General features: G+C 40.3%; 19 protein-coding genes and 1 pseudogene. 11 read left to right on the top strand and 9 right to left on the bottom strand.

Annotated features, from left to right (window positions below; genetic code table 11):
- Positions 1-324: 324 nt before the first annotated feature.
- Positions 325-486, top strand: a pseudogene (locus JWH17_RS24905) (IS66 family transposase); the annotation flags it as partial.
- Between the two features lie 167 nt (positions 487-653).
- Positions 654-1,361 carry a sulfotransferase family protein gene (locus JWH17_RS20710; protein ID WP_205224602.1) on the top strand — a complete coding sequence of 236 codons (708 nt, stop codon included), beginning with the start codon at positions 654-656 and terminating at the stop codon, positions 1,359-1,361.
- A gap of 348 nt (positions 1,362-1,709) precedes the next feature.
- On the opposite strand, the gene JWH17_RS20705 is transcribed toward JWH17_RS20710, so the two are convergent.
- The 9 genes from JWH17_RS20705 to JWH17_RS20665 all read right to left on the bottom strand — a co-directional run bounded on the left by JWH17_RS20705 (position 1,710) and on the right by JWH17_RS20665 (position 13,707).
- Complete coding sequence (locus tag JWH17_RS20705; protein ID WP_205224601.1) at positions 1,710-3,146, bottom strand: GumC family protein; 1,437 nt, start codon at positions 3,144-3,146, stop codon at positions 1,710-1,712.
- On the bottom strand, positions 3,146-3,676 hold the full coding sequence (locus JWH17_RS20700; RefSeq protein WP_232371228.1) for a polysaccharide biosynthesis/export family protein: 531 nt from the start codon (positions 3,674-3,676) through the stop codon (positions 3,146-3,148). Before JWH17_RS20700 ends, JWH17_RS20705 begins: the two co-directional genes overlap by 1 nt.
- Positions 3,677-4,168: 492 nt before the next feature.
- Positions 4,169-5,371 (bottom strand): glycosyltransferase family 4 protein, encoded by a 1,203-nt coding sequence (locus JWH17_RS20695; RefSeq protein WP_205224600.1) that lies wholly within the window; start codon positions 5,369-5,371, stop codon positions 4,169-4,171.
- A 165-nt stretch (positions 5,372-5,536) separates the two neighbouring features.
- On the bottom strand, positions 5,537-6,460 hold the full coding sequence (locus JWH17_RS20690) for a glycosyltransferase family protein (protein WP_205224599.1): 924 nt from the start codon (positions 6,458-6,460) through the stop codon (positions 5,537-5,539).
- Positions 6,461-6,627: 167 nt separating this feature from the next.
- Entirely contained in the window at positions 6,628-7,647 is a 1,020-nt protein-coding gene (locus JWH17_RS20685; RefSeq protein WP_205224598.1) for a sulfotransferase family protein, read from the bottom strand.
- Between the two features lie 93 nt (positions 7,648-7,740).
- A complete protein-coding gene (locus tag JWH17_RS20680; RefSeq protein ID WP_205224597.1) occupies positions 7,741-8,418 on the bottom strand; it encodes a sulfotransferase family 2 domain-containing protein in 678 nt (225 codons plus the stop codon).
- A gap of 252 nt (positions 8,419-8,670) precedes the next feature.
- A complete protein-coding gene (locus JWH17_RS20675) occupies positions 8,671-9,810 on the bottom strand; it encodes a glycosyltransferase family 4 protein (RefSeq protein ID WP_205224596.1) in 1,140 nt (379 codons plus the stop codon).
- An 87-nt stretch (positions 9,811-9,897) separates the two neighbouring features.
- Positions 9,898-10,116 (bottom strand): hypothetical protein, encoded by a 219-nt coding sequence (locus JWH17_RS20670; protein ID WP_205224595.1) that lies wholly within the window; start codon positions 10,114-10,116, stop codon positions 9,898-9,900.
- 177 nt (positions 10,117-10,293) lie between these two features.
- Complete coding sequence (locus JWH17_RS20665; RefSeq protein ID WP_205224594.1) at positions 10,294-13,707, bottom strand: FG-GAP-like repeat-containing protein; 3,414 nt, start codon at positions 13,705-13,707, stop codon at positions 10,294-10,296.
- A gap of 1,109 nt (positions 13,708-14,816) precedes the next feature.
- On the opposite strand from JWH17_RS20665, the gene JWH17_RS20660 reads away from it, so the two are divergent.
- From JWH17_RS20660 to tnpB, 9 genes are all read left to right on the top strand, one after another.
- Positions 14,817-16,262: a sugar transferase gene (locus tag JWH17_RS20660; RefSeq protein WP_205224593.1), complete on the top strand. Its 1,446-nt coding sequence runs from the start codon at positions 14,817-14,819 to the stop codon at positions 16,260-16,262.
- A 265-nt stretch (positions 16,263-16,527) separates the two neighbouring features.
- Positions 16,528-17,547 (top strand): polysaccharide deacetylase family protein, encoded by a 1,020-nt coding sequence (locus JWH17_RS20655; RefSeq protein WP_205224592.1) that lies wholly within the window; start codon positions 16,528-16,530, stop codon positions 17,545-17,547.
- Positions 17,548-17,572: 25 nt separating this feature from the next.
- Complete coding sequence (locus JWH17_RS20650) at positions 17,573-18,577, top strand: radical SAM protein (protein ID WP_205224591.1); 1,005 nt, start codon at positions 17,573-17,575, stop codon at positions 18,575-18,577.
- Between the two features lie 11 nt (positions 18,578-18,588).
- Positions 18,589-19,704: a glycosyltransferase family 4 protein gene (locus tag JWH17_RS20645; RefSeq protein ID WP_205224590.1), complete on the top strand. Its 1,116-nt coding sequence runs from the start codon at positions 18,589-18,591 to the stop codon at positions 19,702-19,704.
- 215 nt (positions 19,705-19,919) lie between these two features.
- On the top strand, positions 19,920-20,819 hold the full coding sequence (locus tag JWH17_RS20640; RefSeq protein ID WP_205224589.1) for a sulfotransferase family protein: 900 nt from the start codon (positions 19,920-19,922) through the stop codon (positions 20,817-20,819).
- Positions 20,809-21,306, top strand: a complete 498-nt coding sequence (locus JWH17_RS20635) for a hypothetical protein (RefSeq protein WP_205224588.1) — start codon at positions 20,809-20,811, stop codon at positions 21,304-21,306. The genes JWH17_RS20640 and JWH17_RS20635 overlap by 11 nt, the downstream gene beginning before the upstream one ends.
- Before the next feature lie 52 nt (positions 21,307-21,358).
- Entirely contained in the window at positions 21,359-22,861 is a 1,503-nt protein-coding gene (locus tag JWH17_RS20630; protein ID WP_205224587.1) for an O-antigen ligase family protein, read from the top strand.
- 1 nt (position 22,862) lies between these two features.
- Positions 22,863-24,386 carry an oligosaccharide flippase family protein gene (locus tag JWH17_RS20625; RefSeq protein WP_205224586.1) on the top strand — a complete coding sequence of 508 codons (1,524 nt, stop codon included), beginning with the start codon at positions 22,863-22,865 and terminating at the stop codon, positions 24,384-24,386.
- Positions 24,373-24,609 (top strand): IS66 family insertion sequence element accessory protein TnpB, encoded by a 237-nt coding sequence (gene tnpB / locus JWH17_RS24730; protein ID WP_205224585.1) that lies wholly within the window; start codon positions 24,373-24,375, stop codon positions 24,607-24,609. Before JWH17_RS20625 ends, tnpB begins: the two co-directional genes overlap by 14 nt.
- Positions 24,610-24,973 lie beyond the last annotated feature (364 nt).

Genomic DNA, 24,973 nt, shown 5'->3' with positions numbered 1-24,973 from the left:
AATAGTTAATCAAGTAATTTTAGCGACTTACTAAAAAAACTTTACCAGAAATCGTAAAAAGAGCACCCCTTAAAAGGCGATTTTCTCTTACTAAATCAAATAAATAGCTTCTCGCGGACAGACACTAGCTAGTTCAACCCATGCTTGCTTTGTTAAGCGGCTAATAACGAAAAAATTGCCAAATGTACAATGATCGCAATAAGCAGCATCAATTGCCGGGTTTCAGGGTGGGCATTTTTAAGTAATCAGAATTGTAGAAAATTTTCATGGAAAAATTTGTCAAGTTTTTTTAGGATGTAAGTAGTTACCGCCAAGCAACCTCATGTTTCTTTCACAAATAACAGGGCTGAAAGGGATATGCGTATGGCAAAGGTTAGGCAGAAAATATCTGGTTGTTTTAGGCGTCAACGTTACACCGGGGCATATTGTCGAATCTCAAGTTACCATGCAGACCACATGGTAAGCGGAGGTGTCAACCCTCTCTAGCAATTCAACTTGTCCTGGCTGGTGAAATCGTAGAGATAGACCCAGATGGGTGGTGAGTAGTTGCCCTAAAAGATGGCATGTCGTTCAATTTGTTCAGCTGCTTTTATGTACCATTACAAGAGTAAAACCCTTTTTCAGCACGTACATGTTTACCGGATGAGCAAAAGATGGTTTCCCACTTTCATAAATGTATATTTATTCATATTCCGAAAACTGCTGGCACTAGCTTATGGGGCATTGTAAACGCTTCCCAAGATAATAATAAAACTGATCAGTTGCTGTTGTCATTCAAGCCTGACGATTATAAATTCGATCCACCGCCTCCTCATCTCCGAGCTTCTGACTACATCAAATATGATCGTGTTCCCAAAGAATTATTCGATAGTTATTTCAAATTCGCATTTGTACGTAACCCGTGGGACAGACTCGTTTCTGAATACAGGTACCGCATGCATGCACATGAATACTCATTTAAGGAATTTTTATTTGAACATTTTCCGAAACCATCCTGGAATGATGAGTATTGCCATGTTATTCCGCAATATGATTTTTTACATGACGAGAAGGGAAATCTGTTGGTAGATTTTGTAGGCAGGTTCGAGACGTTGCAGGAAGATTTTTTTTATGTCTGTGAAAAACTAAATATAAAAAAGAGAGTTCTCCTCCACAGAAACAAATCTACAAGTATTTTTAACAGGAGGGACAATCGTCCGATGAAGATGCTTCGATCTACAAGAGACAAATTAAGTATTAATTATCGAAGAAATACTTTTAAAAAATTTACTGATTACTATGACGCTGAATCAATAGATTTTGTGGCCAAAATTTATAAAAAGGATATCGAAACGTTTGGTTATAAGTTCGAGGATAAATAGGGTAACTGTAAATTTTTCAATCCCTCTCCTCTTGTTGTCCGTCTCAATAAATAACAAAATACCGTGTCTGTTTGCTTGATGAAGGAACTGGTGGTTCAAGGAAAAATGTCGCGGATTGTGAAAGGCGGGCTAGAGTTACAGTTTTCGTCAAGATGAAATGTGCTTTATTATTGTAAAATAATCAAACAGCGGTAGTTACGTTATGCTTGAAAGTTGTAACTCAATAATTTTGCTTTGGCTTATGACGTATCCTTTTTGTTGGAATTAAATTGTGTGCCACTCTTCCCAACAGGATACGTCATATATATTTATTATATTGCCCTCTCAAGCACTACTTTCAAGCATAACTCAATTGGGTTCTTTTGCTGCAGTGGCGAAATATTCTAGGAAGAAGGCAAGGCCTACCCCACCCAATAGGCCCAAGATAACACCTAAAATCATGTTTCTCATCTTTTTAGGAGATACTGGGAATTCTGGTAATCCTGCCTGCTCGGTAACCCACACATTTACCTGCTGCGTATATTCAGTGACCCCCTGTTCTTTAATGCGTAAGTTCAAAGTATCAAAGAGAGCCCTGTTTGCGTCTACTTCTCGCTTGAGAATGCCGTACTGGATGAATTTTTCATTCAGGTCAAGGACTTCATTCTTTGTTTGGTTAAGAAGTTTTTTAACATTTAACTCATTTTTGTGGGCTAGGTCATATTCATTTTTGATGACCTGAATACTTTTTTCTGTTTCCTGATATTTTTTTCGTTGCAAATTCTTTAAATCAGCCCGTGCTCTGATCATGACAGGATGCTTGTCACCATACTTTTGTGAGAGTTCGGTGATGTGTTGCTCTGATTTCAAGATCTGGTCCCGTAACGACTGCAGTACGTTATTTTTTGCGAGAATAGGGATCGTATCGGCATTGATCTTGTTTTTCTTCAGCTCGGCAATTTGGTTCAGCAAAGCTTCCTGTTCTTCCCGCTTGGCTTCTGCCTCTGTCATCCTCTTGCTAAGATCTGCAAGCTTCTGGGGAATAATCGCTATACGATTCTCGACTGTGATTATGTCATTCTCCTTCATAAAAGCCTGAAGGGCTTTTTCAGACTGAGCCAGGCTGTTTTTTTCGATGTCTTCTTTTTTTGTCATCCCTCTGATGGCATAGCCGGAAGAGTTGAGATTAATAGCCATGATCTCTTCCGTATATGCCTGGGGAAGGGTATTGGCAATGAGTTTCGCAAATTCAGGGTTTTCAGATTTATAATGTATGTCCAACAGACTGCTGTCTGCAACCGGTTTGACAACAACATTCTTTTTTATGATAGTGGCAAGACTGTCGGCCGTTAATTTTGTCTGCTCTTCATCTGTGGAAGCTGAGGCTTCCTGACCTTTACCGGCAGAACCAGATGGCAACAAACCAGCAATAAATGACTTTATATAGGTAACCGTAGCCTTCACCAGTGAAGGTTTACTCTTTCCTGCAGGGAAATAAGTTTCGTAGTTGGTCTCCAATTCTAGAATTTCCACCACCTTTTTGGTGACATTTTGACTCTTAATTATCTGGCTTTGAGTTTGAAAAAATTGTGGCTCGTATCGTTTTACAAAAGACCTACCGTTCAGAAGTGGAGGATCGCTTTTTTCCACCAATATCTGAGTAGATGCCCTATAAATAGGGGTGGCGGTAAAAGTGGCAATACTCACAACGATTAAGGTGAGAAGAAAAGTGGTCACTACAATCCCTTTTCTATTCCATATGACTCTTAAATAATCACTGAAATGTATTTCCTTTTCTTTTTGCATTAGAATAAACTCTCCGGCACTAGGATAAGGTCTTCTGGCAGTATCGGTTCATCCATCTTCACTTTATCAACAACCTGCTCGCGGCCATTTGATTTACGAATGATGGTTACACTTTGTTTTGAAGCTTTGTTGGAAAAACCCCCTGCTTTTGTAATCGCTTTGATAACTGTCATATTTTTTTCATACTTATACGCATCAGGTTTGTTAACTTCCCCTGACACATAAACTACTCTACTTCTAAAATCTTCGACGAACACATTAACTTGGGGGTTGATAACATAGCCGTCTGCAAAAAGTGCTGTAATTTTATCGGAAATTTGAGTGCTGGTAAGACCGGCAACTTTCACCTTGTTCAGCAATGGAAGATTGATTGTTCCATCCCCACTAACACGGACCATTGTGGTTAAATCATCATGATCGTAAACAGTTATTTTGAGGACATCATCTTCTTCAACAACATAATCCTGCGCCATTGCCGGCACAGCTAATAGAAGAAGAAAAAGAAAACTAAGAAGAATTTGTCTGATCATAAAATTAACCTTGGTAAGTGTTGTCCGGTTACTATGCTAACCGTATGATTTTACCATCCTCTAGGACTTGCTACAACCTTCAAGTGCTTTTTTTTTTTTTTCGGTTCATCCGACTAAAGCGTACTTGGTTCCATGAAGGCCGAGGTGCAACGTAAGAAACCTTTTTGTCGTCATTGCAGTGCAGAAACTGCTCTACCTCTATAGTCTCATCCCCGTTGTGCCCAGCCGAAGCACAACATCGGTGCTTTGTCATAGTTTCATCAGAATCTTTGCGCTCATTTTTTCGAAAATCCCACATTTTCTCTGAGTCAAGCAAGGATTGATTCCTTTGATTCAACCACATTTTTCATGCTTCAGTGCTAAACTTCTCACCCTTTGAGATGATAGTCTCTCGATTCCCCATTCCAACCGATCGCTCTCGTCAGACAATACCCCATTATCACTTCCCACAACCAGTTATCCATAATGGCTGCTGGCTAGATGCTTTGATGCTTAAGTCGCCAGCAGAGTAGAGTATATCCACAATAACTGTTCATTATGCTCATCCACGGAATACTCCTTTTTAAGTTTTTCTCTGGCCCTCCTGCCCATTTCACCACGAAGCGTTGTATTTTTCATAAGCATGGTCATCTTTTGCGTCAGTTTTGGAACATTCCCAATTTCAAAAAGAAAACCTGTCTTTCCATCTTCAACCTGTTCCGGTATACCACCTATCCTGCTGCCGATAACAGGCTTGCCAAAGGCCATCGATTCAAGCACCACCATAGAGCAGTTTTCGTACCATTCGGAGGGCACCACCACAAAGGCGGCATTGGCAACGATATCATGCAAGGATTGACCACTTTGATAGCCGAGAAATTCAACTGTAGGATAATCTATTCGCAGTTCTTCTTCTAAAGGGCCGGTTCCAACTATTTTTAAAGGCAGCTCTGCACCAAGGTTTTTATGGGCCTGAAGCAACGTTGTTATACCTTTTTCTTTGGACAGCCGGCCAAAGTACAGTGCGTAGTCTTGGTCTGAAAAATTTGGCTGATACTTATCAGTATCTATACCATTGTGCAGTACCTGGATTTTGTCTGCAGTGATGCGCTTGGCGATCAAATCTGCTAAAAAACTACTGGGAGAAAGAAAAAGATCAACCTTGTCATAGCTCCTTTTCCATTTATGCCAATAAGCCTCTAACGACAACAGCAAACCTTGCAGATGTGATTTCTGGCAGTTTGAAGTAAAGGGTTTCCAAAAATGTTTTCCCTGGCACGCATCACATATCTCACCATCTTTTAATGCAAGATAACTGGGACAAATTAATTTGTAGTCATGTAAGGTTACAACAATTTTCACCCCATGCTTTTTCAAAACAGGAATGATAGAAGGTGTGAGCTGGTGGTAAATATTGTGCAGATGAGCAATATCAGGTTTTTCCTGAACAATTAACTGTTCAAGTTTACTTACTGCCTCTGAGGAATGAATAAAAGAAATTGCCTGTTGAGCCTTGTCTTTCAAGCTAACATTTTGTTGGAAATCAATTTTTTTTATAAAAAATTCAGAATACGGGGAGACATTATTTTTCTCGTCCTGCATAGAAAAGTCAATAACATGGTGACCGTTTGCAAGGAAGAATTCACGTTCCTGGAAAAAAACGGTCTCGGACCCGCCGTTTAGGTAAAAAAATTTATTGGCGAAAAGAATTTTCATTTATTGTTGCTCAACCTTCCGGTTTAGGAAAAAGAGGGCATATAACAACTCAACTCATTAAAATAATTCCTGGCTGTAATCGGGGGTCAGCAACCCTTAGTTTCATGGTGTATTTTTTATGCAAAAAATACAATTTACTTTAGTGCAACCCTGTAAATTCAACAGTCAGTTTTTACTGCTGCCCTGTTTGGGCCAGCAGCAAAAAGATCGTAAAATTTTTTTTATTTTCCAAAAAAGTTCTTTTTTATAAAATTCAATTGATGCATCTCGCAGCCAGAGGAATGATGGATGGAGACCAGATTCTCGTCGCAATTTTTCTAGACATGAGTGATACAAAAACGGCGAATCCAAGCAAGCAAAGTGAACCATTACTGGATTGACATACTCTCCAGTAACTCGATCCACAAAGGAACATTGAGGTTTCAAAGCATCTGCCTGAAATGTCCCGGGTTTTGCATGCATATGTCTGGCCCAAAAACCTTTAGTGTCCATAGGTGGTAAGTTGAGCATGGTCATGGCTATACCCATAACATCCTCATCGGCAAACTTGCACTTATTGGCATAATGGGCATAATTATTCATTATCGAACGAGCTAAGTTGAAAACTTCTGCACAATTTGGTTTTTCAAAATAAGCGTGTCCTGCGCCGCCAAGGCAAACTAATCTTTTTTTATTTATTTTTTTTAACACTAATGCTCTATCTAGTCCAAATGAACTGTAACCAGTTTTAACATAGTTTCCTTGAGCAGTATAGTAGTGGCCTCGCCATTCATCAAATATATGACCTAAATCTCTAAATATAAGAACATCTGCATCTAAAAATAAGGTGTTTTTAAAAGGTGAATAATAATCGAGATAAAGCTTATGTTGAAACCCCTTTAATTCTGAATATTCATCAATAACATAATCGAAATAATAGCTAACCTTATCTGCTATCCATTTGCTGCATGCAATTGCTGTTGGCAAAGATGAATTGGTTTTACGTACACTTTGAACAAGCCCAATGGCTTTTCGGTAATCGTCTTTAGTCGCTAAGGTGAGTACGCCAAATTCAGCTTGTTCATTGTATGTTCTACTGTCTAAATGCAATATGCACAGAAAGATATATCTCTGGTTATAGGTGTGTTTAGAGTCCCCGCAAAAAGGGGGATATAATCGCTTTTACAAGCAACCCTAGCTCATCAGCGCCACTACGCCAACTTTATTCCCTTCATTTTCGTGGTTGCCATGCAGAATCTCCACGGGGTGAACGCTCATCAATGGTTGTGAGGAATCATTTTTTTTGAGATATAAGAAATTGGATTCCCTGTACGGCTCATGTTGAAAAGAAAAGCCATCACTAAATGTATCGGGAAATAACAGGAATAAGAAAGTAAAGAAAAGATACCTGCTTTGACATGAGTACGCTGGTACCCTTCTTTCTCTGCCAATTCCCCATTGATTCTTTCAGAAATAAAAATTTCTGTCTCGGATAATCTCTTTCGCCAGTGATTCATTACTTCACGGCGTATACCTTTCTTCCCTTCATCAGTTTCATTTGAGGACATACTTACATTTACATCTAACATACCACTTTCAAATTCAACTTCTATAAAACTACAGAGTTTTTGCAATACAGCTTCAGAGTCTTCTAATAACTGTTCGAACTGTATGGTATGAAAGACATTAGGAGATAAATCACTTTGTGCTCGCGTTCCAGCTTCAATTCCTCTTTTCCAAAGGAGTGATGTGGTAATTGGGTGATAATTAAAAAATGCCCTTACAACTTCACGGAGAGGCTGGTGCATTTTTTTTGCAGCTTTCCATTTATTTTTTTGAGAAAGCAGTACTGCTCTGGGGTCACGAACAATATTAATAAATTTTGCGTTTGGGAAAAATTTTAAAATATCTTCAGTATAAAAAATATGAGCTGGCGTTTGGTCACCGCAAATGGTTTTACCTTTTTTTTCACCAGCATATTTAAATAAAAAGGCAATTAAGGAGGGAAATGTTTTACATTCTGCACAACGAGCAAAGAGATCCTTAGCTTCTTTTGAGTATTCATGATGTTTATTTTGATAATTAATCCCTTTGTATTCAACCGTCAAGAACAAATTAATTAAATCTATTTTTTCCTGTTGCTCAAGCTGTACAAAAGATTTTCGTTGTTCTTCGTATGATGTCAGGAAGTGCGTTTCATTTAAGATATGTACTTGTGTATGTTTGCTTAAAACTCGTGCTAATAGCGTAGTACCACTTCTGGAGTTGCCAACTATAAAAATTGGGGAGAAAGACATGTCGCTCCTTAACTTTTAGGGTTGTGTGACTGGTAGACTATGCATTGTCATTAAAGAGAAGCGCTTTCAGCACATTACTTTAATTAAAATTGATCAAGAATCAAAAGAATATCCGAAAAGTTCAATTTCTTCTCTATATATACTACTGATCAGGTCTATAGTTTTGGAGTCGTAAGCGTCCTGGTGACTACTATTAGCAGCCCCTTTAAGTTCATGCGGCAATTTGAGAGGTTCAATTTTCATCAGATTGCAAATCTTTTCAAAATCGTTATCCAAATTCTCAAATCGTCCAATATAATCAAGAGGGATATCGCCATTAGAGTTTTTTATCCAAAAAGTTTGAGCCCTCAAGGCCGTTTTGTTTTTAAAACGCTCTAAAAAATCATATAAGCTAATTTCATTGGATATTCTCATTTTCTTTAAATGCAGATGATCTCTCATTACATTTTTGTACCATGAATATGCCCGTGCCCATGGATTACGCACAAAAGTAAATTTAAAATAATTTTCGTATTGATCTCTGGAGACAGAGTATCTGTTTCGTGGATTTGATGGAGGTTTAATGTGTATCCACAATCTTTTTAAAAACTCCATACTATTTTCTTTTGATGCAAAGACATTTGAATAAATAGGTTCTATCATTCTGATACTTCTATGATCCTGTTTGTAGTATCCTGAATACTCTTCAAAATGCCCGAACGTCTTTTCAATACTCGTACCTGCACATTTGGGAATATGTATAAATATACACTTATGTTTATGCGAAATCATATTAATTTACTCCCCACATTGCCGACATAAATTTCAAGAAATTTTACCAGTACAACGCTTCTCTGGCCCCTACAGAGTCCTATTGTTATATATGGATATTATTACAATATGGAATCTACCAATATGTTTATGTTCGATAAATCCCCTATCTCACGTATAGAACATCCGCTATCCCCTGCCCTCCTGGGATTTTTCAGAGAAGTAGAACCCCTTATAGCCATCCATTAAAAGTAGAAGGTCTATGACAACTAATCAATTAGCTAATTGAAGAAACTGGTCCTCATAATTTCTGGTCATTGTTTGCAATGTGAAATTATCCAAAAGAACAGTCCTTGATTTGATCCCCATTTCCTGGGTTTTATCCCGATTTCCCTCAAGCCATATCAAGTGCTTGGCTAGCTTGTCAACCTCACCAAAGGTGTATAGAAAGCCGGTTTCGCCGTCTTTTACCTGCTCGTCAGCACCACCACTTATTGCCATAACGAGTGGCTTTTCCATAGCCATGGTCTCCAAAGCAGCCATAGAAAAAGCTTCGGAATGTGAGGTTATAGCAATGCAATCACAAATAACTATATAAGGCCGGACGTCTTGCTGGAAATATGTGAAGACGACATCATCCAAGAGTCCAAGTTGTCTAGCAGCTTCTTCAATATTTCCTCGTTCTGGACCGTCTCCTATTAACAATCCTTTGATTTGAACACCTGTTTTTTTCACCAGGGCTAATCCTTTTAGAAAGTCGACATGGCGTTTTACAGGATTCATTCTGGCGCAGATGCCTACAACAAAGTCATCTGTAGAAAACTGTAAAGACTCTCGCAAACGGTCTTTCTCTGGTAGAGTGAATCGGGCTGGGTTAAAAAGAGAGGGATCAATGCCGTTGTAAATTATTGTTGAAAGAGACTTATGGATGCCATTATTTTGGTACCAGTATTGAGCCTGATTTTGACAAACAAAAATCACTTTTTCGGCATTGTTTATGCATATTCTATAAAGATATTTTTTAACCTGTATCCACGGATTGGGCAGGTGAAGGTTGTGATGAATAACAGTGATAATTTTTGCTGGGATATTTCTAAATATAAGCCTGTACAAGGAAGCATAAAGTAAAGGGTATTCCTCGACACATACAACGAGTTGCACGCCATGATCTAATATTATTTGATGAAGTTTTTTCAGGACGCTAAAGTCTAACTTTCCCTTTCTCGCAAAGCATTCACAGTGAAATAAATTTTTTGTTTCGAGACTTGGTTTTAAATCCTCTATTTCAGCAAGGTATACCAACCCAACAGAAAACTTTTCTCTATTCAATCGATTAAGCAAATGGATAGTCTGGCGTTCAGCCCCACCAACCTTCAAGGAATTCATTAAAAAAAGTATTTTGACAGTTTGCATAGTTATTTACCCGTGAAATGAATGGGCACTGGGCTCATAGCATTCGATTTTGTCTTTACGATCCCAACTCTCCCCAGCTTTGATGTTTCAAACGGCCTTTTGTGTGGTTAAAATTTCTTTGAGAGACATGGGGTGCATCATAATTCCTAAGGCGACAACAGGCATTACTCCTGTTGTCCAGTGCGGCCTTACAAAATTATGTATCAGTTGATGAATATCCAGAGTGCGTTGCAAGCCATCTCCAGTCTTGGCATATGTATTGGTTGATTCGCAGTCAGGGGATTTAAGCAGGTTTGTATCTCTCATAAGTGACTTTAAATCACAAAAGCGGATTCATTGAAAGGTTATAGTGCAATGGTATGAGCCCAGTGCCGCCGCTCCTTACGGCGTACAATTCTTCGACGTTCCTGCCGTGACGATCACGGTGCTATTTTTTCACCGTGATCGTCGGGTTGGCCGTGAAGCTAGCTGGCTGTCTGTGTATTAAGGAAGTTGATAGGGAAGTTGATCTATAGTACATCGATTTTCACCGATAAATACGAGATCGGTAGCATTCCCACTTGTTGCGTCAACATCAAAATAGACAATGGCCCCAGCTTGAACCTCGATATCAAGCCCGTCGTACCAAGGTGATCCCATATTTATATTAAATTCAATTAGTTGCGAGTCAGAGGCGTCCACACTGTCTCCCCATTGCTCAAAGCTGACAGGGGTTACACTGACAAAATCCATATCTGCAACTATGCTGCCAGAATAGCTTTGCCACCCACTGGATCCTGCTATAGCCCTTAAGTGCCAAACATTCCCTTCTTTCCACAGAAAAACTCCATCCTCAGTTGCTGCATCATAATTTGGCTCTCCATACGGGTCACAATTGCTCGACGTCCCTACGATGATCGTCTGGTTGGCCGTGTTGGTGGAACCATCGTTGTCGGTAACAGTGAGGACAACGTTGTAGGTGCCGGCAGTGTTGTATGTATGGCTAGAGGTTAAGCCACTGCCTGTACCGTCGCCATAGTTCCATGCATAGGATACAATCGAACCATCAGGATCGTATGCAGCAGAAGCGTCAAAGTTCACCTCCAGCGGTCCTTCGCCGAAAGTTGGATTGGCCGTGAAGCTAGCCACTGGCGATGTGTTAGAGTCTGTGGATAGCTGATAGGGGAGCTGCTCTATAGCACATCGATTTCCACCGATAAATACGAGATCGGCAGCATTCCCACTCGTCGCCTCAACATCAAAATAGACAGTGGCCCCAGCTTGAACCTCGATATCAAGCCCGTCGTACCAAGGTGATCCCATATTTATATTAAATTCAATTAGTTGCGAGTTAGGGGTGTCCACACTATCTCCCCATTGCTCAAGGCTGACAGGGGTTACACTAACAAAATCCATATCTGCAACTATGCTGCCAGAATAGCTTTGCCACCCACTGGATCCTGCTATAGCCCTTAAGTGCCAAACATTCCCTTCTTTCCACAGAAAAACTCCATCCTCAGTTGCTGCATCATAATTTGGCTCTCCATACGGACTACAGACTGGTTCTAGTTCGTTTACAGTGACGGTTACGGTTGCGGTACCCGTGCCGTCGGTGTAGTCATCAATGATATAGTCAAAGGTGTCTGTACCTGAAAAACTTGCCGGTGGTGTGTAGTCGATAAAATCATCGTTTGGATCACTCGGCGAGCCGTTATCGTTGATACTGGCTATACCGCCCTCACTGGTTGGGTTATCCACTGCAGTAATGGTCAGCGTATCACCGTTTGGATCGTAGTCGTTAACTAGGACGTCCACAGCCGTCGCGGTATCCATATCCGTACTGGCACTATCAGCCACTGCCACTGGCGGTTGAGGGCCACCCGAAGATTCCACAACCCGGAGGATTTGATCAGCTGAGATATTTTCTATTACCTGAACAAGCCCACTTGGCCAATATACTTCCAAGCGTTGTATAGTTGTATTTTGCCCAAGGCCAAAGTGAATGCGCGTATGATTTTGTGAATATTTGTGCATACCACCACCTTGCTCACGTAACTGCGTCACATCTCCCGCAGTCACAAGCACGCGAGCACCAATACCGTCTCTATTAGAAATAGTGCCCTCTAAATCGATCTCAATCCAGTGATTATTACTGTTTCCGGTATTTTTAAAGAGCTGAATAGGTCCCAAATGATCAAAAGGTGATGGATACATCCCATTGACGACAAACAAGTCCAGAAAACCATCGCGGTTATAGTCCGCAGTGACTACATGCCCCCCGGCTCCCAGTGACGTCCCTGCCGCTCCTCCAGTGTCAGTGACTTCGGTGAAAACACCTGTTCCGTCATTCTCAAAGAGAATGTTAGGTGTATTCATGACCGTTAAGGAATTCACCACATAAAGATCAAGGTCCATATCATTGTCAAAATCACCAGCAACAACACTTCTCCCTGCTAAGTGCTGATCAATCCCACTTTGCTGTGATGGTATTTCCTCCAACTGGGATCCGTTGTGAATATAGAGGGTGTCTGTACCCGGTAAAAACATATTGAAATTCAACGGATTAAAATCAGTTATTGGCTCATTGCTTACAACGGTAAATTTGCACCACAAGCTTTCATCAAGAGATTGTGAAGATACTATCGTCCATTCTCTCAAATCCGCATCAAAGCCTATATAAACACCAACATCAACACCAGGTTCATGGGGATAATTGCCCTGCACTTTCGGATCGTCAGGGTTTAGCTCTAGATAAACTGGAATTCGTGGCCACATGCCCCATATTCGCTCGTCATCTGGAGCGATGTAGGATGGAAAATCGTCAGGAGAGAGCCCCTGGGAGCCAATATAGAAAGGATGGTCTGCAGACCTCAACGGCAAAGAAAACAAAATTTCAAGCGTGCCTTCGGATTTGAATGTTATTCCTTTCTCACACCCACAACGACTATTTAGAATATTCGCTGCCAGTCTAAAGTCTGTTACTTGTGCGGCTTGTTCGTCTCCTCCGGCTCTTGCCAAATAAAGATCCGGACGAAGGTCACCGTTGAAATCTGCGAAAACTGCGTCAGCACCATACCCTGTGTCAAATGAGAATATTTCATCCCGATGCTCCGTGAAAGGAATGGTATCCATGCTATACACAGCTCTAGGAAATGGCGCCACACCATCATATGTTATAATATCCAAAACTCCATCGCCCGTAAGATCGGACAACATAGAATAGGTAGCATTGTGATCCTCAAATCCTACCAGGGAATTTACATTTTCAAAAAAACCAGTTGATTCATTCTGTTGAAATAAGGCAGCATACCCTTCTCCACGTATAGAAAAGCCGTTTAAGTAAACATCCAACAGTCCATCATTGTCGAAATCCAGCCACAACGGCATGCGCCCTCGATTTTCAATATATGAGAGGCCGTATTCATTAGCGCTTTCGTAAAGGATTCCATTATCGTTTACAAAAAATGGGTTGTACTGATCCCAGGTACCGGCACTGATCAACACATCCTGGTCTCCATCGTTATCAAAATCTGCCCACGCAGCGCCATGGGTGTCCCAAGTTACTCTGGGCTTTTCATCCCAAATGCTATCAGAAATCTGCTCAAATGTTCCATCCTTCCCATTCAGATACAGGCTCGGTTCTTTCGACTCATGGTTGGTAACCCAAATATCTGGCCATCCATCACTATTATAATCTGTCCATTGTGCACCCCAGTTGGGTCCGGTATATGTTAGACCTGCTTCTTGTGTAGTTTCAGTAAAGCTTATCTCTGCTCTCGCAAGAGTAGTGAGGAGTGCTGATACTATGAATACAAAAAACACTATGCGGAGAGGGGTGCTGTTACAAACAATATTCTTATGGAATAAGAATAAAGATGTCTTGGGCCTTTTTTTAAGATACTGTCTTTCTGATGTCACTCTGTTACCTCCCCATAAAAACTGCATTTAGTTATGATTACTCAGGCCTGCGGCACATTAGCCTGATGCGTGCCTTGTTTCATGAAGCATTATTATTTTTAAGTGGTCACAAAAAAGTTCTGCGCAAAACTATCCTACATTATATCGAGTTGAGTGTGATCAAATGTATAGCATAAAGTGTGCCAAAGTAAAATTTGGTTGATATGAATATATATATTAGATAGTTGTGTTGGTGTGGTGAGGGTGCCTTGTAGGGGGAGATGTCTCTGCTTCCGAAAAACCGGAATTTGTTTCCAGTTAATCAAATTAACCTTGCTGATGCCTGGTTGGAATAATGAGGGTGGCGTATGGAAAAATAGCACTGGTACTGTCTTGAGCAGCGCTATATGGATGGGTCAGGGAGCTGTTGCTTTGCTTAACAGGTAAGCCGGGTCAACTTATGAAAGAATAAAGGAGTAAAGGTTGTATCGGGGCTAATGTCGAAATGAAGGTCTTCTCCGTGGTGGTGGGGTGCTTCCGGATTAAGCGTACGTCTCCATGTCGATCACCGGTACAGATTTAAATATTACTCCCCTCCCTTCTCTTTGAAAAGAGACGGGAGAAGAGGCTGTAGAGTGAAAAGTGCTTCTCTTTTAAGATAATGGTTGGTTGCAGAATTTGCCTATGGGCGCTCGAGAAATCGCGCTAGCACGCTGCAAAGTCGACCATGTTGTATCTAGTCACTTGTTCCTATTGTTCGAATGAACTTAACGGTTTTGAAGAAAAGTACCTTAGTCGTTAAATCTGTTACCGTTGTGCTTTTTATATATCCAGGAAATTTTCCCCAGGCGGTTTTAATAACCATTTTTGGAGTGAATTCCACAAAAAAAGCATAATTTTGTAGATTTTTCCGGAAAATTATTCGGTTTGGCGGAAATTTAAATAAAAATTTAACTCAAATCTCAAAATCACCAGGTGGAATCAGCAAAGAAATAACAATTAACTGTTGTTATATTGGTTAGATGCAGCGAAAAATTTATATTTGTATGTTTTATAGCATGAATTTTGCTATCTATAATATATATGATTAATCCTCCCTAGAAACTCTTTTTCTCTTGAGGTGAAAGTCCATGACAAGGCCCCAAAAGGTATTTTTTGAAAACTTACATAAGCTAGTAGATGTTGGTCTATCAGTTACAGCTTTCTGGGTAGCCCATTCTCTGAAAGATTTATGCACCCTTGGTGTTTGCACTGGTTTTGTCAAAAATCATAATCTGTTCCTTGTAACCCTCCTTGTGGTAGTGTGCTGGTATTTATCCCTTAGTTTCTGGGGAGGATATGGCTTTATTTATTCCCGTTGTTCCCTTAGTGCTTCGATCAGAAAGACTGCTAAAGCAATTCTAGCGGCATTGGTCATGCTAATCGTTGTTCTTTATCTTCTGAAAATTCATGATGTGGGCCGATTGGAACTTGGCCTCTTTTTTTGTATCAATATTCTCTTTTTATCCTTGAGTAAGGTCATTATTTATGCCGCAAGATTTAGAAGGACGGATAAGCCTCATTTCAAACGGCATATTCTTATCGTAGGCGCAAAGGAACGGGCCAAGGAGGTCATCTGTAAAATTTTGGCAGACGATGATCATAACCTGACTATCCATGGGTGTATTGAAATAGAGGATGGTCTCGTCGGTAGCGAGGTTGCAAGAGGAGTCAAAGTGTTGGATAACATAAGAAACCTCGATGTTTTCCTTAAAACAACGATCATCGATGAAATTATCTTTGCCATGCCTCTTTCCGAAATTTTCGAAGGTGGAAGATATGTTTCCCTTGCTGAAGAAATGGGCGTTTCTGTTCGAATTATCCCTGACTGGCAACTTCATCATCTCATGTATCGTCCTGCCGTGGCCCGCATCGATTTTGAAGAATTCGTCGGGATTCCAACCATGGCCTTGCATACAACCCCACGCAACGAGGTGAAATTATTTTTCAAGCACGTTTTTGATTATTGCATTGCTGCTGTTGGTCTCGTTTTAGTTGGACCTTTAATGTTGATAATCGCTGGCATGATCAAAATATTTGATCCAGGTCCGGTTTTATTCAGTCAGGAGCGCTGTGGCGTCAATGGAAGACGTTTTCGTGTCTATAAGTTTCGCACCATGGTGCAGGGTGCCGAAAAAAAGCTACATCAGTTAAGAGAGTTGAACGAAGCGGATGGTCCGGTTTTCAAGATTACTAATGATCCGAGAATCATCCCCTATATCGGAAAATTTCTTCGTAAGACCGGGCTTGATGAACTTCCCCAGCTTTTCAATGTTCTTCAGGGAGAGATGAGTATCGTAGGGCCGCGGCCGCCTATACCAGCTGAAGTAAACGAGTACGACACCTGGCATCGACGCCGCCTCTCCATGAAACCAGGCATCACTTGTACTTGGCAAACCCAACCCAAACGAAATGAAACGTCATTTGAGGAATGGATGCGACTTGACCTTGCATACATTGACAATTGGAATCTCTGGAATGATTTCAAAATTTTATTAAAGACCTGCAAGGTTCTTTTTCTCGCTGAAGGAAGGTAACGAAGTGCGACAAGATGAACAAAACAGCTTTTCCGTCTTGATTCTACCAAGAACCCCTGAGGCGATAGACTGTCTACTGACACAAAGAAATGGAGAGCTTACATTCAAGGCATGTGGATCGCATCATGAAAGCCAAACTTAGAGAGATGTATTTGTGGATTGCAAGCAAATAACTTCAGATTAAATACATACTATGGGTTTATTTGATTCAAGGTGCCTGTTACGTATTTTTAATAAGTATACCAAAAATCTAGTTGTTGTGTTTATGATGCATCGTTTTCAAGATTCATCAATAGGTTACTTGAATACATCGACAGCTCTAGCGTCTGGAACCTTGGAGAGTTATCTTGATTATCTCGTTAAGAACAATTATACCGTTTTATCTTTTAAAAATCTGATCCTGTCAGCTCAAGCAAATCAAGAGTTCTACAAGACTGTCTGCTTTACGATTGATGATGGTTATATAGATTTTAAAAATGTAGCTTTCCCGCTGTTTAAAAAATATAAGCTTCCTGCAACTGTTTTTATAACAACTGGTCTTGTCGAGAATAAGTTGATGATGTGGTGGGACCAGGTCGAATATTTATTTAATAATACCGAGCAAAGTAAAGTTGAAATAACTTTGAATAGCAGTACACTAACTTTAAAGGTGAAGTCGCAGGAAGAAAAGCGAGCAGCGATTAGATTAGTGGTTCAGATTTTTAAGTTATTTTCATTGTCTCAAGTATTCTCCTGTTTGCAGCGATTATCAGAGCAGCTTGATGTTGTTTTGCCAGATGAGCCCCCCAAACAGTATTCGGCCTTGCGTTGGGCAGATATTCGCGAAATGAAAAAATATAACATAGATTTTCAGCCGCACACTGTTGCTCATCCTGTCTTATCTCGTATTGGTTTGGCTGAGCAAGAATGGCAAATAAAAGTGAGCTCTGATACTATTCGAGAAAGACTAAATTCAAATCCTATTGCATTTTGCTATCCTAATGGCTTGCTCGGTGATTATACGGCAGATACAATTTCTATTTTAAAAAGAACGAATTTTATGGGAGCCTGTTCGTCTGAACGCGGTTTTTTTAACTCAGCCTATACGGATCTGTTTAATATACCTCGTTTTGCTCTCCCGAAGAAATATTACAAGTTTGTCCTGTATGTGTCAGGCTGCAGGTTTTGGCAATTAGCTATGCAGGAAAAGATTAAAAACGTCCTCGTCACTAGGAAAACTTCAAGACAGGTTGTTGATACTAATAATCGTATTGATCCGCAGGTAAAACAAGTTGAACAAATCTGAAAAATTATAACAAGGAAGTAGCATTATGGAAGCGTGCCTTATTGTTACCTACCGATGTAATGCTAAGTGCTATATGTGTAATACCTGGAAAAACCCGAGCCGGAAAAATGAAGAATTTTCGCCCGAACTTGTGGATAAACTACCAGCAGACCTGGATTTTATTAATATTACTGGTGGTGAGCCCTTTTTACGTAGCGATATAGAGCAGATTGTCAGCAAAGCTCTTGCCAAGACCAAACGGTTGGTTATCAGTTCTAATGGATATTTTACAGAACGCATAACCTCCCTCTTTCAAAAATTTGGAAATAAAATTGGTATTCGCGTTTCTATTGAAGGGCTACCAGCCGCCAACGATGAACTTCGGGGAATTAAAAACGGCTTTGATCACGGATTACGTACCCTGACGACATTATACGGAATGGGGATTAAGGATATCGGCTTTGGAATGACTGTTTCGGATCGTAACGCTGACGACATGATTGAACTTTATCGTCTAGCGAGTGCGATGGGGTTGGAGTTTGCCACAGCAACCACTCATAATTCCTATTATTTCCATACCAACGATAACAAATATAAAGATCAGGAAAAGGTAGCGAAAGCATTTGAGAATATCGCTGTGGAATTGCTGAAAACAAGTAAACCGAAAAACTGGTTTCGGGCATATTTCAATATGGGTTTGGCGAGAAAAGCTCGAGGGCAGCGAAGGGCCCTTCCCTGCGAGGTGGGAACGGATATGTTCTTTGTTGACCCCGGAGGTAATGTTCTGCCCTGCAATGGCTCTGATCATCCGATGATTATGGGTAATCTGCATGAACAGGATTTTGACACCATTTGGAAGAGTGAACAATCTGAAAAGATTCGGCAAATGGTAAAAAACTGTGACAAGCAATGCTGGATGATAGGTTCCGCATCCCCAGCCATGAAGAAACGGATTTTCGTCCCTTTAAAATGGGTGGCCATGAATAAACTGAAGGTCATGAAGAATAAAGATCAAAATATTTGTCTCGATCCCATCGGGCCGACTCAATAGAATTGTTTTTTATGAGAATTTTTGTCACTGGTACGCGAGGAATTCCGGATATCCCCGGAGGTGTTGAAACGCACTGTCAAGAGTTGTATCCGATCATTGCTGCCATGGGCCACGAGGTGATAGTGGCTACCCGGAGACCTTACGTAATCCTCCCAAAGCAGGAATGGTCTGGAGTTCTTCTAGAGCATATTCCCACTCCTTCCCAAAAACACCTGGAGGCAATTGTTCATACCTTTTTAGCGATAATCAGGGCAAGGCTTTTGAATGTCGATCTTCTCCATATCCATGCAGTTGGACCTGGACTCCTGGTGCCTTTTGCCAGGTTCTTGCGGTTGAAGGTAGTTTTCACCGACCATGGCCCTGATTATGATCGTCAGAAATGGGGCGGAGTGGCCAAGGTCATGTTGCGTCTTGGGGAGTATCTCGGCGGGAAATTTGCCAACGAAGTTATTGTGATTTCTCAGGTGATTGGTGAAATCATTGCCCGGCGTTGTAAGCGGGAAACAAATCTTGTGTATAATGGTGTCTCAGTTTCGGAAAAAAGTGTGAGTACCGATTTTCTTGTTCAACAGAGTATCATTCCAAGTAACTATATTTTGGCTGTGGCCCGTTTTGTGCCGGAAAAAGGGCTTCTTGATCTAATAAAAGCCTTCAAGCAGGTTGAGAGAAGTTGTCAACTTGTCATTGCCGGCGATGCCGACCATGAGACGGAATACAGTCGAAAGGTAAAAAGAATGGCTGCTAGCGATGATCGAATTATCCTTACTGGCTATATCACAGGAATAGAACTCAATCAGGTGTTTTCTCATGCAAAACTTTTTGTCATGCCTTCTTACCATGAAGGCTTGCCCATAGCCCTGCTTGAGGCCATGAGTTACAGGTTGCCTGTTCTTGTGTCCGACATTCCGGCCAATAAGGAAGTCGCTCTATCACCGGAGCGTTTTTTCAGATGTGGAAACTTAGAAGAACTCCAGGGAAAAATGGAGCTTTTGTTTGAGCAAGGTCTTTCGGAAAAAGAATGGCAAAGTTATGAATTTCAAATTAACGAAAAATACAACTGGAGGAAGATTGCCGAACAGACTCTTGCTGTTTATAAAAAAGTACTTCAAAATAGCGCGGATCGTTGATAGTTTTCTGTCGCAACTGTTGTGTTGTAAAGAAAACATCTTGTTATGCTTACTGCTTACTTGCATTTAGCAGTGTCCGATTAATATTTTGCACTAACCATTGAGAAATATCTCAGCGTGCCGCGCAACTCATGCCATATCAATTTGAAATCCTGCTGATAAAAGTTAGTTCAAAGAGACCAGAAAATATAATGCAGTGCCTGTGGATTTCTCCAATGTGGAAAAAAATTATGATTAATAGTAATAAATCAATTAAACCCAATGATAATGGCATTTTTATCATTGGAGCGCAGCGTTCTGGAACAACATTGTTGCGCATGATACTTAACGCTCATCCTCAAGTCTGTTCAGGTGAAGAAACACTTTTTCTGAATGATTTAAAAAAAATTACTGGGGATTACTGGAGCCACCTAGCCACTTATGGTATTTCTCAAGATGAAACCCTGGAACTGTGCAGATCATTTTTTCTTCATTTCCATCATGCTTGCTGCTACTCCGAGCAAAAACCAATTTGGATTGAAAAAACACCAACATATATTTTCACAACTGATTTTATAAACCTGTTATTTCCTTCTGCTAAATTTATCCATCTTATTAGAGATGGAAGAGATGTTGCAGCCTCATTTCGTGATATATGGGGAAAACAAGGACTTTATCGTTGTTTAAAACATTGGCCAGACACTATCAAGCAAAGAAAAATAATCACGAAATCTATTCCCGCAGATAGATATCTTGAAGTTTTTTATGAAGATCTTGTTTCAAATCCTCGACAAGAAATGCAAAAAGTCTGTTCGTTTCTAAATTTAACATGGGATGAATCTGTTTTATCCCATCATAAAAGTAATCATCAAACGAGGAAAGGCTATGCTTCAGATCGCCCGCTAAAACCAATTACTAAAAATTATTCTGGCAATTGGAAGAATAGGGTTACCTGGTGGGAAAGGTTGTTAATTTCAAATTGCTTTGAAATGAGGTTGCAGGAATTGGAGTACATCTCTGGGCGCCCTAGTTTTGTATCGCGACAGAGTGAAAAATTGATCGGGTTTACAGCCCAAATCATATTTAAATACCTTATTTGGAAAAAAAATAAGAAGTTAATTGATAGTGTCGCATGAAAAGCCACATCTTGACAATTTTGAAAATGGTGCCAGCGTGAGGATAGTTTATTACACAAGGCCATTTCGTTTTGACCTTACCTCGGAATATGCTGCTGAATTAACCAAGCAGGTTGAGCTGCACCTTGTTGCCGAAATAGCGCCGGAGAGTAGGCAAAGCTCTATATTTGAAATAGGTGATCAACAGCTGCAAACGGGTGCGAATGACGGGACAGCATTTTTTAAACATAACGTCCCAAAATTTTTTACTTTCTATCTACCTGGGTGCTCCTGTATTAGTCTCGTCGCACATAATTGCCCCAAGATTTTTCATCCGAGAATAAGTACTGCAAGGGTTGTTCATAATTCTTTGGCCGTTTGTAATATATTCTGTCAGTGGATCAAGGCATCTTTACAGGATGATGGACGAACAGTCTTTTTTTTCGGCAGGATCTCCCCCTACAAAGATGTTGAAGTGCTGGTGCAGGCTGCGACCATTATTGCATAACTGGTTAAGGGGGGTTGTATTGTTACCCACTCAAAAGAGCGAGGAGCTAATTATGGAGAATAAGAACCTACTTTTCAAAGGGAAGGCATCCGCCCCTTTTACTCGACAATCAGGATGGGGTCACCTATTCTTCCTGTTTCTTGCTGTTTTAATGGCCTTTGGCAATCTTTTTTTTATCAATTTATTGGATAAGTTTACCACGTTTTCATATATGAAATTTGGCGCGTTGTTACTTGTCGCTTGCTGCGTATTTTATTTGCTCTCAAAGCCTGATATCTTTGTTTCGACCAGATTAGCAATTTTTAGCTTGATTCCTATTATAAACTTTTCTCTACCACCCAAACGATTTGATTTTAAAATTTTTACAGTGCTGCTTGTTATCTGTTTTCTGGTCTTATTCATTCGCGTATTAATGAAGAAGAAAACAATAAATCTGATTCCGGACAAACTTGCTTTTTTTTTCTTACTCTCTGCCTTGCCACCTGTTTTTTTTGGTTTTGACTCACTGAATTCAATTGAACATTTTGTGAAAGTATTGATGTTGGACTACCTGTTCTTCATCATCCTATATGGTTTTCTGTCAGAAAAAGATGCATTTTATGACATTGTCAAATATCTGGCTTTAGCCTTGATTTTTATTTCCCTAGGTATTTTTTTTGAATTTATTACCGGTATTAATCTGTCAGGTGATGGAAAGAATTTTAATGCATTAAGGGGATTTACACGTTGTGCGGGTTTTTTTCAAGATCCACAAAAAGCAGCGCAATTTTTGGCTGTAGGTATCACTTTTTTCACACTATTACTATGCAGAAATGTTCCATTGGGAAAAACCGGTAGTCGTTTAGTCAGTGTGAGTCTGTTTGTTTCTTTTATCGCACTTTTCTTGACCGCGTCAAAAAATGGTATAATCACGGCAGCCTTCATGTCAACCTTCGCTGTGATTTTTTTTAATAAAAACAGCACATTGAGGAGTGCTTTCCTGTTTTTCGTTGTCCCGCTGTCTCTGTTTATGCTCCTTGTTTTTCAAGGCCCCATAACTTCCATGGTCCTTGAATCTTCAGCTGGAGCCCGGATGACCGGGATAGTTCAATCTGCTAACACCAGGGTCAACATCTGGCATGAAAGTTGGCTGGCGTTTCAGAATTACGGTAACGTGGTCACAGGTGTTGGACCTGGTAATTATCAGGAGATGACAATGCGGGCTGATCCTCTGCTACGAAATAAGCATGAGGCTAAAACTGAATATGTTCTTAACCATCCGGAAAGTGGATATCTGAAGATATTCTACGAAACCGGCCTGTTCAGCCTGATGGGCTTGTTCCTTTTTTTGCTAGGGATTATGTATAAGACTGCTAAGTCCTTTTTTGCATCAAGACAAACAGTATCTACCAGTATTGCTGTATCAGCAAGCTTTGCTTTGGTTGCCTTTTCTTTTGGATTTGTTACGCAATTTACCGTTACAGACAACAGAAATCTGATGATATTCGTAATTATGTACGCATTGTTAAGTTATTTGCAAAAAAACAACTTTAGCTTAGATGGTTATGACGAGTAAAATGGGAAGTTCTACGCAGCCAAAGGCTAAGGAAGTGCTTAAAGCCGGTGCAGTTGTAAGTCTCAGTCTTATCGTTCGCCGAATACTGACTTTTTTATCGGGAGTGGTTATTGCGCCAGCCATTGGTCCGGCTGGTTATGGTCTTTTTGTTCTGTGTCGAGATTTGTGCCAGACGGGTTCAACGTTTTGCCGATCTGGCTTTCCGATTGGGGTTATCAGAAAAGTTCGTGAAAACGAAGGAAAACCTCTTCTACAATCAAGCTATATCGTTCATGCATTTTATATCTCGGGCGCAATATCTTTACTCCTGATGCTGTTCGCATGGTTTTGGGGAGAAAATTACCTTGCAACAAACGTTTACCACGATGAACGCTTTTCTTCAATATTCCGAGTCATGGTTCTGCTAGTCCCACTTTTAACTTTTTTTGAGCTCTTTGGTGGTTGCTATAGGGCCTATTTTAAAGTTCAAAAAAGCTCGATTGCCATAAATATTATCCAGCCCTCCACCAGGTTGTTGTTGATTTTATTCCTGTTTACATTCTCTGTCGACCTGAGGGGAGTTATATGGGGGACATTGCTTTCGTATTTATTGACAATTTGCTATTTACTGTATGATTCTAGAAAATGGCTATTGACTAAAATTCTTTCACCAAAACATCTACCCAAGATCAATATTAGTAGGTTCTGGGGATATTCATTTGTCATAGCAATAACTGGTTTATTAACCCAATTATTGGACAAGATTGATATTTTTATGATCGGATACTTCAACGGTTCCGAAGAACTCGGTAAATATGCAATTATAAAGCTGGCAGTTCCAGTTATTATTCTTTTTAACGGCGCCTTCAATAGCTTGCTAGGAGCTACCATTGCAGCGCTTGCTGCAGACAAGAACTATAAGGCCATGGCTCATACTATGCGGCAGCACTCCCGTTGGATGGTGATATGTTCTTTTCCTTTATTTTTGATTTTTTCTATTTGGGGCAAAGACCTTTTTCTGGTTTTTGGTAAAGCATTTACCCTTCCGACTGCGGCTATAGTTCTGCTATCCGCGGGGCAGTTAACAATTGCCCTGTTTTCTTCAGTAGGTTTTGCATTATCCATGACAAAGAATTACAAGGCAGAGCTGCCTACATCGTTGCTTGGGCTTTTTATTAATGTCTGTCTTAACTACGTATTAATACCAAAATATGGCATTATCGGTGCTGCAACAGCTACTCTTATTGCATTATTAACTGCAAATATTTTTAGAATGTTCATCGTTTGCAAACTCTATAATTTTTTTCCGTTTGACAGATGGGTTGTGCCGCCATTGCTCCTTTCATTCGCGTCTGTTCTTGACGTATGGTATCTTCGTAATTGGCTAGGTGATTCAACGATTACAGGAGCGGTTATAGCTTCATGTTTTTTCTTCTTTCTGTATATTCTATTAATGTATTTTTTTGGATTAAATTCTTCTGACAAAATATTATCTAGAGTGATTATCAAAAAGCTGAGAAATAAGATTACGTTTGCTTCCTTGTAATTTCCTACTGATTGCCACCGGTGCCACAAGCCTTCGCAAGTCCATAGACACTCTGTCCATCCTGGTTGCCAAGCAGTTGGAACTCGAGCCTCTTTCCGGTTACCTGTTCTGCTTTTGCAATCGGAAAGGAATAGGTCAGCGACTTGTCGCTTACAGGTGCTTAATTAGGGAATTACGATTTAACGAAATAATTTCCGGGGTTTCGGAAGCGAGAAACTCATAATTACATCGAGCCCCTTAACGTGAAAACCTAACAGTATGAAATTACAGTCTATGTGCTCTTGCGCTGAACCTGGCGCATATTATGCAATTACCAGCACTACCTTCTGGTAATTTATAAGGCAAAGCACGCTTTAGTCGGATGAACCACAATTACTATTAACTGTCATACCTCAACTTTCGGGGTTGGAAGCGCATGACAGAAAATATATAGCAACCACCTGAAAATAGGATAAAAAAAAGAAAAGCCCTTCGCTTTCTGGTATATTGGGATCTGCGAAAAAACCAACAATACCAGGAAGAAAGAGCTTTTATGGAAACTACCAGTTATTTCGAAGCACAACAAGAGGCAAAACAGCTGCAATCTC

The organism is Desulfogranum marinum (assembly GCF_016918565.1).
Taxonomy (GTDB): Bacteria; Desulfobacterota; Desulfobulbia; order Desulfobulbales; family Desulfobulbaceae; genus Desulfogranum; species Desulfogranum marinum.
This window is presented reverse-complemented; position numbering and strand designations above follow the sequence as displayed.